This is a genomic window from Rhodocytophaga aerolata, assembly GCF_030503435.1.
GTDB lineage: Bacteria > Bacteroidota > Bacteroidia > Cytophagales > 172606-1 > Rhodocytophaga > Rhodocytophaga aerolata.
On sequence record NZ_JAUKPO010000004.1, the window covers coordinates 33,279 to 46,649 of the forward strand.

Sequence of the window (13,371 nt, forward strand, 5' to 3'; positions counted from 1 at the left end):
CCAGATACCTGTGTTAGTTTTACTTTGTTATTTTTCCCATGCCGCTTTATTACCTGATGTATGTATGGTTGCTTTTTTCTTCAAAAATTGAAGTAACTAAAATTGCCAGAACTAACCGGTTGATTATGGAAGCTGAGCAATCTTATACCAGCGGCCAATATGTGCTTGCCCTGGTGAAATACCGGTATCTTACCAACTCTATGCAAATCCGCGATAGCCGTATCCTGTTGAATCTGGCCCACTGCTATTTTTTAAATAATGACCATTACCAGGCGCAGAAGTACTACGAACAAGTACGAAATTCTTCCAGCACCACCATCAGCAGTGTTGCCTTTCAGCAACTAGGGGTTATTGCTTTGGAGAATAAAGAATATAAAAATTCCTTGGACTATTTCAGGCAATCGCTGGCGGTAGACCCTGGCAACGAACATAGCCGCTACAATTTTGAGCTGGTTGCCAGAATGTTGCCAGCAACGGAGGCAGCTGATGAAGAAAAGAAACAGGATAAGCAGTCTGAAGCAGAACAGGCTCCTCCACCACCCGACAACGAGAATAAAATTCGGCAATCAGAAACGCAGGCAGACGATGGGCCTGACGAAAAAGAATCGGAAACTCAACAGCAACAGGAGATAAAACGTAAACTCAGGCGGATAAACCTGAGCGAAGAGAAAGCTAAAATGCTTTTGGATGCCATGAAGAACAGTGAAATTCAGTATATTCAACAACAAAAAAAACAAGCATCCAAGGAAGCATCCAAAAATCAGCCTGATTGGTAAGAACTTTTTAGCTGATAAGGTACTTAAATTTGTATAGCGCATTTACAAAACATACCCTTTGCAAAAAACAGTGAACAATTTTTGTTCGTACCATCTGATAGAAACCCAAGGGAATAACTCTGCTAAATAAATCCGTATATTCATCCATAACTCTAATTTGCTATGAAAGAAGTGTATATTGTTTCTGCCGTCCGGACCCCCATAGGAAGTTTCGGCGGAATATTAGCCAGCCAGTCAGCTACTCAACTAGGAGCCATTGCCATTAAGGGAGCTTTACAAAAAGCCGGCATTAAACCTGAAGATGTACAGGAAGTATTTATGGGGAACGTCGTGTCAGCCAACCTGGGCCAGGCACCGGCCAGGCAGGCAGCTATTTATGCCGGGCTGCCTCAGAATGTGGTATGTACTACCGTTAATAAAGTATGTGCCTCCGGTACGAAGGCCATTATGTTTGGGGCTCAAAGCATAATGTTGGGTTTAACCGATGTAGTGGTGGCAGGCGGAATGGAGAGTATGACCAATGTCCCCTATTATATAGAAAAAGCCCGGTTCGGCTACAAGTACGGCGATGGTAAACTGATAGACGGCTTACAGAAAGATGGCTTGTGGGAAGTGTATCATAACTACGCCATGGGCAATGCTGCCGACCTTACCGCCAAAGAATTGAATATCTCCAGGGAAGCACAAGATGCCTATGCGGTTGAATCTTATAAAAGAGCGGCTAAAGCTACCCAAAGCGGTCTGTTTAAAGAAGAGATTGTACCGGTTGAAGTACCCCAGCGTAACAAGGAACCGCTGTTGATTGACGAAGATGAAGAATACAAAAATGTATTTTTCGAAAAAATTCCAAGCCTGAAACCTGTGTTCTCTAAAGACGGAACTGTTACAGCTGCCAATGCCTCTACCATCAATGACGGTGCCTCGGCTGTAATACTGATGAGCAAAGAAAAGGCAGATGCCCTGGGAATAAAACCGCTTGCCCGTATTTTAGGCTTTGCCGATGCTGAACAGTCGCCCGAATGGTTTACTACTTCCCCTGCGCTTGCTATTCCCAAAGCCTTGAAAAACGCCCGGGTATCTCCTAAAGAAGTAGATTATTATGAAATAAACGAAGCCTTTTCTGTGGTAGCCCTGGCCAATATGGAAAAACTGGGTCTGGATCATAGCCAGGTGAATGTGTTTGGCGGAGCAGTTGCCTTAGGCCATCCGCTGGGTTGCTCCGGTGCCCGTATCGTTACTACGCTAACCAATGTGCTACATCAGCAAAAAGGGCACATTGGGGTTGCTGGTATATGCAATGGAGGTGGCGGGGCTTCTGCGATTGTTCTGGAAAAACTATAGGAAGATAAATAGAGGCCGCCAGGCGGTTATTTCTATAATTTCTTTAATTTTACAGCCTGTTGCCTGAACATTTTTCTTTGTATTTTACGTATGAAACCCTCATATACCTCTTGACTCTGCCTGTAAGTTGTCAGCAAGAGAGAGATAATAGTAGGGTTTCATGCCTGATCTGAAACCATAACCTATTACATATGAATGCCTTAAAAGAAACACATTTTCAGTTCAAAGACCAGACAGGATTTTATAGAGGTAAAGTTAGAGATGTGTACTTCTTTAAAGATAAAATGGCTATGGTCGCCTCCGACAGAATTTCTGCGTTTGATGTGATCTTACCACGGGCAATTCCTTATAAAGGTCAGGTGCTTAATCAGGTGGCTGCCCGCTTTTTGCAGGCTACTGCCGATATTGTTCCTAACTGGCTGCTACAGGTACCAGACCCAAACGTAAGCATTGGACTTAAGTGTGAACCTTTTCCGGTAGAGATGGTGGTCAGAGGGTATTTGAGCGGGCATGCCTGGCGGCAATACAAAGCTGGTTTTCGCAAGCTATGTGGCGAACAACTACCCGATGGATTGAAAGAAAATGATCCCTTGCCACGGCCTATTATTACCCCTACAACCAAGGCTAAAAAAGGGCACGATGAAGATATATCCAAGCAGGAAATCATCAGCAATAATTTGATCAATGCAAAAGAATATGCTATTATTGAACGCTACAGTCTTGAACTCTTTGCTAGAGGTACAGCCATTGCTAAAGAAAGAGGCTTAATTCTGGTAGATACCAAATATGAGTTTGGCAAAGCTGACAATCAGATTTATCTGATAGATGAAATTCATACGCCTGACTCCTCCAGGTATTTTTATGCGGAAGGATACGAGGACAGGCAGCAAAAAGGAGAGCCACAAAAACAACTTTCGAAGGAGTTTGTCCGGGAATGGCTGATGGCAAATGGCTTCCAGGGCAAAGATGGGCAGAAAATACCCCATATGACCGATGAGATTGTCAAAGGGATTTCTGAAAGATATATTGAGTTATATGAGAAAATGACTGGCGAACCTTTTGTACGGCATGCCGAAGAAGATATCCTGACCCGTATAGAAACCAATATCAACAGCTGTTTGCAATCCTTGAATGTTACACAAGTTTAATAAATAAATAACCTCTTCTAATCACTAAACTACTACTTCTATGAAATACTCTGTTGATAAGCAGGATAAATATTTACTGATCCAGCTGAATGAAACGAAAGTAGATTCTACCGTATCTCCGCAACTAAAATCTGACTTTGTTACCCTGAATGCTGAAGGAAATAAGAATATCATTCTGGATATGTCGCAGGTGAAGTACATTGATTCTTCCGGATTGAGCGCCATATTAGTGGGCAACCGCATGGCTAACGATTCGGATGGCGTATTTATCCTGACAGGTATTACAGACCATGTGATGAAACTGATCAAAATCTCCCAGCTGGATAGTGTACTGGATATTATGCCCACCGTGCAGGAAGCCGTAGACGCTGTATACCTAAACGAATTGGGCAACGACCTGGATCAAGAAAACCGTTAATCAGGCAAATAACCATATTTTGTCAGGGTGTACTACATAAATTCTACGCACAATTCGGGTTAATTATGTAGTATGCTTCGATTTCCGTAAAGCGGCTCAGGCTGCTTTATGGAATTACCCATCGTTTAGTTGCGGTCCCTGGCATATATCTACGTTTTGCCTTATATATGTATCCCTCATTCTGTCCTACTTTTTCTTCCGTTGACGTTTACACTAACAATACTTGGTTCAAATTCAGCTGCGCCAGCTTATAACAGGCATCCTACCTCGCAGCTGCTACACATACAACAAGAGTATTTTTTGATTGATTGTGGGGAAGCTACTCAAATGCAATTGAACCGCTACAAAATCCGGTTCACGAAAATTAACCATATTTTTATCAGTCACCTGCATGGCGACCATTACCTGGGTCTGGTGGGTTTGTTGTCTACCATGCACCTCAATAAACGGACAGATGATCTTTTTTTATATGGGCCAGGCGGACTAGTAGATATTCTGAGTCTGCAATTTAAGTATTCCGATACCCGGTTGAATTACCGGATTCGCTTCCGGGAGTTAAGTCAGCAGCGGGAACTCATTTACCAGAATGATAACACAACTGTGGAAACTATTCCGTTAAACCACCGCATACAGTGTACCGGATTTTTATTCAGAGAAAAACCCAAAAAACGCAGAATCAATAAAGACGTATTGCCGGATAATCTGTCTTTACAACAAATTATAGCTTTAAAAAAAGGAGAAGACCTTTACAACCGCCAAGGAGAACGTTTGTTTAAAAACGAAGACCTGACCTTGCCTCCGAAAAAAAGCCGCAGTTATGCCTATTGTTCAGATACAAAATACCAGGAATGCCTGATTCCCCAGCTTCAGGACGTAGATTTATTGTATCATGAATCTACCTTTCTGGAGAAAGAAGCAGAAAGAGCAGCTGAAACTTTTCATTCAACGGCTGCCCAGGCCGCCAGTATAGCCCATCAGGCAGGGGTACAGAAATTACTGCTCGGCCATTTTTCTTCCAGATATAAAGATTTATCTCCTTTTCTGGAGGAAGCCCGCCAGCATTTTCAGGAGTCCTATTTAGCTATAGAAGGAGAAGAGTTTACCATAGATGAATAGCAAGAAACCAGCAACGCATGCTCAGTTCCTTGTTATATGCAAAACCATATTAGTGCTTTTAATACTTGATTACTTTCAACCAAGCACTGTTGCCATCTTGAGAGGTAAGCCTGATCGTGTATAGGCCTGACTGCAAACTCATGGCAGATACATCCAGATTGAGCAATCCTATGCCTGCATCTGTTCCATTTTGGGAGATTTCCTGGCTAGCCTGGTATACAATATTTCCTCTCACATCGTGCATAACAACCGTCACCTGTCCTTGCATCCCGTCCACTTGTAAGGTAAGTGCTTGAGAAAATGGATTAGGGCTAGCGGTTATCTGTTGCAATGATGCACGTTCATTATCATTTGCTATGCCATTGGTAGAGAAGAGTGGCTGAACAATGACATAGTTTATTTTCGTATTGGTACCCCCATCTGCATCTAAGGTCAGATAGCCATCTGTTACCTTAACACGTACAGTAGCCTGCTTAAACCGGCTGATACTTCCCTCCGCTCCTTGTGGAAAAAACCGGTGGATGGCCGATTTGCCTTCAACATTAATGGAGTGAGCTTCTAGGGTAGTCCATATTGATCCATCTCCTACAGATACTGTTACCTGATACTCTCCATTCTCCACGGCTACTTCCCAGAAGCTTTCAACAGGTGTACCGTTAAAATTGCGTACATCATTCCCTTGCATATGCAGTAAAGTGGCAAGCAATAAATCGGAAGGAAGTGGCCGCCAGCGTCCATTTCCGGGAAGGGTTCCTTTTACTGAAAGATCAACCGGAGAGCCATTGTCCCTTCTTTTCCAGCCATAAGTATAGTTGCCTTTTACTCCAAATGGCAGGCCATAATCTTTAGACCATCCTTCAGGAGTAGGTGTATTACTTTTGCCAAAGTTAACACGTAAAGCAGGGGGTAAATCTCCTATCACCTGGAAGGTAACACTATAGGAATTTCCGGGCTTTCTCCGCCAGTAGGGAGTTGCTTTCAGCGTATACTGCCCAGGTTTCGCGTATTCTCCCCAATAATCGGTAATACCCGCTTTTAGGCCATCTCCGTACAAGGTGTAAGGTAAGGTACGTTCAGTACGTAGCAATGTAGGCATGGCAGGGCGGCTAAGCTCAAATACAACTTTATCTATTGCATTTGGGACTGTATTAGCCTGTACAGTTAACAAAGGATTTCCCAGGGCAGCCAGACTGAGTTTGTCGCCTGTTTTAAGTTCGCCTACATAGGCTTCCGTATCCGCATTTACTAAAGTAAAGCTGGTGATCCGGGCATTTGCCTCTAGTTTTTCCGGTGATAATTTAACCACCCAATAATCACTGAATCCTCTCGCAGACTCAGTTTTGTCAAAGCCTGCTCCTGAGAAAGAAGATCCACCTAAAATATATCCCCCATCAGCTGTTTGCTGGATGGACTGCTGGGCAAGACTCACAAATTCAGAATCGTTTCCGCCAATGGTTTTATCCCATTGCTTTTTTCCGGATGGATCCAACTTCACTACCCAATAGTCGGGTCTACCTAAGCCTCCTTTCGGATTGTCGGTTTTGTCCATACCTGATGGAGAATCAGAAGCTCCCTGAAGAATATACCCTCCATCGGCTGTCTGTTGAAGAGAGGACAGCTGATCATTCTTGCTTCCACCAATGGTTTTATCCCAGGCTTTACTCCCGTTGGCATTCAGTTTCACAATCCAGTAATCGTGACCACCTTTCGAATTTTCACTTTTATCAAAGCCAGTTTTTGAAGTAGAAAATCCTCCCAGAATATAGCCTCCATTGGCCGTCTGCTGGATAGAACGTAAATTCTCAAAATCATTCCCGCCAATGGTTTTATCCCACTGTTTTTTTGCGGAAGCATCCAGCTTTACTACCCAAAAGTCACCTCCGTCACTCAAACCACCTCGCAAATTTTCACTTTTATCTCCTCCTGCATTAGAAGTAGAACTCCCTCCCAGGATATACCCGCCGTCGCTTGTCTGCCATATATCTGCCATACTACTCCCACCGCCACTTCCGCCAATGGTTTTATCCCACTTTTTGTTACCTGCTGCATCCAGCTTCACGATCCAGTAGTCGGAGAAACTTTTTGGGTTTTCACTTTTATCGAAGCCCGCTCCAGAAAGAGAAAATCCACCTAAAATATATCCCCCATCGGCTGTTTGACGAACAATACTAAAAAAATCATTATCATTCCCGCCAATAGTCTTATCCCACTGTTTATTGCCCGATGCATCCAGCTTCACGACCCAGTAATCTGCCTCCCCCCCTTTCCGGTCTTCACTTTTATCGAAGCCAGCATCAGCATTAGCCGTCCCCCCTACGATATATCCCCCATCGGAAGTTTGTTGTACAACCACATCCTGTATAATTTCACCCTTTGCACCGATAGTTCTATCCCACTGTTTATTTCCGGAAGCATTTAGTTTCACAATCCAGTAATCCCCATCTCCTTTCTGATTTTGACTTTTATCAAAACCTGCATCAGATTCAGAATATCCTCCCAGAATATAGCCGCCATCATTAGTTTGTTGGACAGATCCTAACCTGTCAGCCTGGCTGCCGCCAATGGTTTTATCCCAGACAATAGAAGGCACCTGACTATTTCCTCTATGAGCAAAAGTAGTCAGCAACCATAAGAGCAGGATCAAGAAACGGATAAGCAATTTTTGCAAACTGCCTGCAGAGGGTAGGTAGTGGTTCATAAACTATAGGATTTTAGGCAAATAAATGGTTTATGAGTCTATAGGGCATATGAATATAGAAAGAAATTATTTTACTTTAACTATAGAAAGCTTATTTATCCAACCCTATTTTCATAAACATTCCCTACAAATTGATATCTTGTAGGTTTAGCTCATGTGTATGCTTTCCACTGCTCCAGACATTACATCTACGCTGTCCAAAAAACGTAGCCGGCTCTTACTTGTCCTTACTGGTATATTTCTAACCAATGCCCTGATTGCTGAAATCATTGGTGTAAAATTATTCTCAGCTGAGATGATATTTGGCCTTCCTCCTGCGCAGATTCCGTTGTTTCCGGGTTTTGCCTTAAGCTTTACCTATACTGCCGGGGTAGTGATCTGGCCAGTAGTATTTATTACTTCGGATATTATTAATGAATATTTCGGACCTGCCGGGGTGAAACGGATAAGTGTGCTGACATCTATATTTATCGCCTATGCGTTTATTATCATCTACCTGGTAACAACCCTTCCGCCGGCAGATTTCTGGATTCAGGTAAACCAGACGCCAGATGTAGGCAAAGATTTTAATATCAACACCGCCTTCAGCAAAATTTTCAGGCAAGGGTTAGGGATCATCCTTGGGTCGCTTACCGCTTTTTTAATCGGGCAACTACTGGATGCCTATGTATTTCATTACATACGCCGGATAACTGGCAGCCGGAAAATATGGCTCAGGGCCACCGGTTCCACACTTATTTCCCAGTTTGTAGATAGCTTTGTTGTGCTCTATATTGCTTTTTATGTATTCGGGCCCTGGACCTTATCGGATATAATTAAAGTCGGGATTAATAATTATATATATAAATTTGTAGTAGCCATTGTACTAACCCCACTGCTGTATCTGGCGCATTACTGGATAGATTCGTACCTGGGAAAAAGACAAAGCGATCAACTATTGCAGGAAGCAGAAAAAGGCAGCTCTCTTAAATAATCAGTCTACACTTCTGCGGATATTATCGCATATCACGGCTGTGGCAATGCCTACATTCAGCGATTCTGCCGCTCCGTATCTGGGAATATGGATTTTGCTGCTTACCCATGGGGCCAGCTCAGGGTTAATTCCCTGCGATTCGTTCCCCATAATCAGAATACCTGCTTTCGCAAACGGCACCTTATGCACATCCTCTCCTTCCAGAAAAGCCCCGTAAACCGGTAGGCTTCCATTTATTTTTTTCAGATATTGCGCCAGATCGACGTAGTAGGGTTGTACTCTGGTAAAGGAGCCCATACTGGCCGCTATTACTTTCGGATTATAGAAATCAGTCGTGTTTTCCGAACATACCAGTTTACGGATGCCATACCAATCGGCAATGCGGATAATGGTTCCTAAGTTGCCTGGGTCTTTTACATCGTCCAGCATGAGCATATACTCATTGCCTGAAATACCAATAGGCTGATTGGGTTTGGCAGTTACCACAGCCAGGCAGGCATTGTTGGTCTGGTAGACTCCGGTCTTTTCCAGTTCCTGCTGGCTGACTATTTCGTAGGGTAAACTTTGTTTCTGGAGCAGCCGTATATGTTGCTGATGAAATTCCTCTGTAACAAAAAGAATCTGAATCTGATAATCTGATGAAAATAGCTCTAGCACGCTCTTTGCCCCCTCCACCAGAAAAGCTTGGTGTTGTTTTCTGTACTTTTTGTGTTGCAACGAAGTAATCAGTTTTACCCATTTCTTTGACATCATAACCTAAAACATTGAGAAAGCGAGTTTACATTATTCTATACGTTATTACAATAATTTCTCTTTCAGGTTGCCTGAACAAATCGAAATTGCTTAAAAAAGAAGAATACCTCTTGTATAGCCAGACTATTAAAGGCAATAAAAAAATGCCCACCAGTGATCTGGAACCTTTCTATCGGCAAGAGGCTAACACACGTTTATTCGGTCTACCTATCATGCACCTGTTGTGGTTATATTCGCAGGGGCAGAAATTCTACAAGCCTGAGAAAGCAGAACAAAATATTGAGCGCATCAGAGACCGGTACGACAGCCGCATTGCCGCAGCCGATGTAAATTCTGGCCGCTACCAACGCCTTAGAAGGAGGCGCGACCGCAAGCTTGAGAAATACCAGAAACAACTGGACGAAGGGAACTGGCTGATGCGTATTGGAGAACCACCAGTTGTTTTCGATTCGCTGCTTTCCAAGGAAACGGCCGAACAAATGAAATTTTTTCTCAATTCTAAGGGATACTTTAATGCTGAAACCAGCTACAGCTTTGACCTGGATGAAAAGCGTAGAACAGCCAAAGTAACCTATCAGATAACAGAAAATGAAGCGAACCGGATTAAAGACACCTTACGGTCGGTAGACAATGTGCATATTGATAGTTTACTCCGGGCTAACAGGCGGTTTAGTCTTATTAAGCCAGGCGATATTTACGATGAAGATCTGTTGAACCAGGAACGGGAAAGGATAGACAGGCTTTTGAAAAACAATGGGTATTATAACTTTAACCGCCAATATGTGGAATACAGAGTATTTACCGATTCTACGTATAAAGATAGACCTGTAGAAACAGATAACCTGATAGACATCGAAACAGTTATTAACAAACCACCAGACAGACCTACTCACAAATTATTCCGCGTAGATGATGTCTTTTTTACGATAGATGCCAATATACTGAATCCTACCCGCAGGAGAAGAGATACAGCAGTCTACCAGAATATTAAATATGTCTCTTACAATACCAATGTATTTTCTAAAAAGATACTGGATACCAAACTGATGGTTAGGCCGGGGGATTTATATAGCTTCCAGAATACGATAGAAACTCAACGCCTGCTCACCAGCCTGGATATATTTAAGTTTGCTAATATTTATTATGACACCACCGGCAATAAGTTTATTTCCAGAATCAGCGCCAGTCCGCTGGAAAAATATACCGTCAGCGATGAATGGGGCGTAACCGTTACGCAGCAGTTGCCTGGCCCGTTTGTAAACCTGACTTTTAAGATGCGGAATGTATTTGGTGGGCTTGAGGTGTTTGAAACCAGCATCCGGGCAGCTATAGAAGGACAATCTGGTTTCGGAAACGTGGATCAGGTCTATGCCAGCCAGGAATTTAATGTCAATGCCTCGTTGGCCTTTCCACAGCTCTTATTTCCTGGGCGACTTAAAAATTCTTTCAACAGATATAATCCTAGGACCAGATTAATAGGAGGTTTTAATTTTACGAACCGCCCCGAATACAGGAGGGCCACCTTCCGGGGTGCCATGAACTACACCTTCCAGAAAGATTTGAAGCATACATTTATAATAGCTCCGGTTGATGCAAATCTAGTATATACACCTTACTTGTCAGATCCTTTTCGGAGGACCCTTGATTCTTTAGAATCAGCTGGCAGTAATCTTTTTAGGAGTTTTCAGCGAACATTTTATTCCAGTATTAACGCTACCTATACGTATAATGATAATCCGACTGGCATCGTAAAAGAAGCCAGATACCACCGCCTATTCGCTGAATCGGGTGGTACAACCTTAAACTTATTAACTCTCATAGCCGACAATATCCGCAACGATAGCTTAGAAGGAATACAACTTTCCAGGTTCTTTAAATTAAGTCATGATTTCAGATACTATTTACCTGCAGGCAGAAAAAGCAATTGGGCTTTTAGATTGAACGTTGGTATTGCCAGCCCGTATGGAAGTTCCAAAGTAATGCCTTATGAACGATATTTCTTTGTGGGTGGAAGCAATAGCATACGGGCATGGCCGTCGCGGCGTTTAGGCCCGGGTGGAGATGCTGATTCATTAACGACCACAGGTGAAATTGATTACGCAAATAACTACAGTTTTGAACAGCCAGGTGATATTTTATTAGAGGCGAGTGCTGAATACCGCTTTGATATTATCAGTTTTATTGAAGGAGCTGTATTTGTTGATGCAGGAAATGTGTGGACCTGGAAATCACAGATTAGTTCACCGGAAGCCCGTTTCCGCTTTAACCAATTTTATAAACAGATAGCTATAGGTCCAGGTGTAGGTCTTCGGATGGATTTCTCTTTCTTAATAGTCAGGCTAGATATGGGTGTAAAAGCCTATGACCCTGGCAAACCGGAAGGGCAACGGTGGATGATTAATCAAGTATCCAGCAGGTGGCCCTTTTTTGCCAAGCAACAGGCCGTATTTAATGTGGGTATAGGTTATCCATTCTAACAGAAATACTGTATTATATTTCCTCTGCCATTCTGTCATATTTCAGGGTTTTTCCTATCTTTGCAGCACAACCATTATTTACAGCTTTAAATAATGGTTGTGCTGTTTAATAGCCTATTGGGTGGCGTGTAGTATAAATTGCCTATCAGCCATCGTTACCTTAATTCTCAAGAGTCGATATTTATGAGCAGATTAGTTAAAAACCTGGAAATTCTCACCGATGCAGACAAGGAAGCCTGTGAAGTTATGCGTGTGACGGAAGAAGGAAAGAAAGGAAGCTCCCGGAAATTATACATAGAAAGCTACGGCTGTCAGATGAATTTTTCTGACAGTGAAATAGTTACCTCTATTTTACAAGAACAAGGATTTGATACCACGTCTGATCACACCAAAGCGGATGTCATCTTACTTAATACCTGCGCCATCCGGGATAATGCTGAACAGAAAGTAAGAAACCGCCTTAAACACCTGGTGGCTGTCAAGCACAACAACCCCCAAACCGTTATCGGTGTATTAGGTTGCATGGCAGAGCGCCTAAAGGCCCAGCTTTTGGAAGAAGAAAAAATAGTAGACCTGGTAGTTGGCCCAGATGCCTACCGCGACCTGCCTAATTTAATTGCCGAAGCTGATGCTGGGCAAAAAGGTGTAAATGTGTTTCTTTCCCGGGAAGAAACCTATGCCGATATAACCCCAGTACGCCTGAATACCAACGGTGTTACCGCTTTTATCTCTATTATGCGGGGGTGCAATAATATGTGTTCATTCTGTGTGGTTCCTTTTACCCGTGGCCGCGAACGCAGCCGAGGCTATCAATCCATTGTACTGGAAGCCCAGGATCTGTTTGCAAAAGGATACCGGGAAGTAACGCTGCTTGGTCAGAATGTAGATTCATACAACTGGGTGTCAGAAGATGGCAGCGAAAAAGTAAATTTTGCTCAGTTATTAGAGAAAGTAGCGTTGGTGCATCCCGATCTCCGGGTTCGTTTTTCTACCTCACACCCCAAGGATATTACAGATGAGGTATTGTACACCATGGCAAAGTATGAAAATATTTGCAAGTACATTCACCTTCCGGCGCAAAGTGGAAATTCCCGGATACTGAATCTGATGAACCGGACCTACTCCCGGGAATGGTATCTGGATAGAGTTGCTGCCATCCGGGCTATTCTAGGTGATGAGTGTGGTATATCTACCGATATGATTGCTGGCTTTTGTACCGAAACAGAAGATGAGCATCAGGATACCCTTTCTTTAATGGAGATGGTACACTATGATTTTGCCTACATGTTTGCTTATTCAGAACGGCCAAATACACCAGCTGCCAAAAAACTAAAAGACGATATTGCTGAGCTGGTAAAAAAGCGGCGGCTGAGTGAAATAATTTCTTTGCAACAACGACTATCACTAGAGCGGAATAAACAAGATCTGCACAAAGTACACAAAGTGTTGGTAGAAGGCTTTTCTAAAAAGTCAACGGATTTTCTGTATGGCAGAAATACGGCTAATAAGGTGGTAGTTTTCCCAAAGAAAAATTACCAGAAAGGGCAGTATGTACAGGTGCTGGTAAATGAATGTACAGCCGCTACCTTACTGGGTGAAGCAGTAGACTCAATTTAATCTACTACTTGCAACTACATAAGCTAATTACCTGACAGATAATTCATTACGAAA

Annotated in this window: 10 protein-coding genes; 8 read left to right on the forward strand and 2 right to left on the reverse strand. The window is 42.9% G+C overall.

Going from position 1 to position 13,371, the window contains the following annotated elements; genetic code table 11:
• Nucleotides 1-38: 38 nt before the first annotated feature.
• From Q0590_RS08945 to Q0590_RS08965, 5 genes are all read left to right on the forward strand, one after another.
• Entirely contained in the window at nucleotides 39-776 is a 738-nt protein-coding gene (locus tag Q0590_RS08945; protein WP_302037178.1) for a tetratricopeptide repeat protein, read from the forward strand.
• A 162-nt stretch (nucleotides 777-938) separates the two neighbouring features.
• The gene (locus tag Q0590_RS08950; RefSeq protein WP_302037179.1) at nucleotides 939-2,117 is read left to right on the forward strand and encodes an acetyl-CoA C-acyltransferase; all 1,179 of its coding nucleotides are present in this window, start codon (nucleotides 939-941) and stop codon (nucleotides 2,115-2,117) included.
• Nucleotides 2,118-2,308: 191 nt separating this feature from the next.
• Nucleotides 2,309-3,265, forward strand: coding sequence for a phosphoribosylaminoimidazolesuccinocarboxamide synthase (locus tag Q0590_RS08955; protein ID WP_302037180.1), 957 nt, complete (start codon nucleotides 2,309-2,311; stop codon nucleotides 3,263-3,265).
• Between the two features lie 40 nt (nucleotides 3,266-3,305).
• Nucleotides 3,306-3,683, forward strand: a complete 378-nt coding sequence (locus tag Q0590_RS08960; RefSeq protein WP_302037181.1) for an STAS domain-containing protein — start codon at nucleotides 3,306-3,308, stop codon at nucleotides 3,681-3,683.
• Between the two features lie 201 nt (nucleotides 3,684-3,884).
• Entirely contained in the window at nucleotides 3,885-4,799 is a 915-nt protein-coding gene (locus Q0590_RS08965; protein ID WP_302037182.1) for a ribonuclease Z, read from the forward strand.
• Between the two features lie 58 nt (nucleotides 4,800-4,857).
• Here the strand turns inward: Q0590_RS08965 and Q0590_RS08970 are convergent, their stop codons facing one another.
• Nucleotides 4,858-7,497 (reverse strand): T9SS type A sorting domain-containing protein, encoded by a 2,640-nt coding sequence (locus Q0590_RS08970; RefSeq protein WP_302037183.1) that lies wholly within the window; start codon nucleotides 7,495-7,497, stop codon nucleotides 4,858-4,860.
• A 160-nt stretch (nucleotides 7,498-7,657) separates the two neighbouring features.
• Here Q0590_RS08970 and Q0590_RS08975 point away from each other — a divergent pair, with 160 nt between their 5' ends.
• Entirely contained in the window at nucleotides 7,658-8,470 is an 813-nt protein-coding gene (locus Q0590_RS08975; protein ID WP_302037184.1) for a queuosine precursor transporter, read from the forward strand.
• On the opposite strand, the gene Q0590_RS08980 is transcribed toward Q0590_RS08975, so the two are convergent.
• Nucleotides 8,471-9,223, reverse strand: coding sequence for an RNA methyltransferase (locus Q0590_RS08980; RefSeq protein WP_302037185.1), 753 nt, complete (start codon nucleotides 9,221-9,223; stop codon nucleotides 8,471-8,473).
• 11 nt (nucleotides 9,224-9,234) lie between these two features.
• On the opposite strand from Q0590_RS08980, the gene tamL reads away from it, so the two are divergent.
• On the forward strand, nucleotides 9,235-11,700 hold the full coding sequence (gene tamL / locus Q0590_RS08985) for a translocation and assembly module lipoprotein TamL (protein WP_378410095.1): 2,466 nt from the start codon (nucleotides 9,235-9,237) through the stop codon (nucleotides 11,698-11,700).
• 183 nt (nucleotides 11,701-11,883) lie between these two features.
• Complete coding sequence (miaB, locus tag Q0590_RS08990; protein WP_302037187.1) at nucleotides 11,884-13,317, forward strand: tRNA (N6-isopentenyl adenosine(37)-C2)-methylthiotransferase MiaB; 1,434 nt, start codon at nucleotides 11,884-11,886, stop codon at nucleotides 13,315-13,317.
• Nucleotides 13,318-13,371 lie beyond the last annotated feature (54 nt).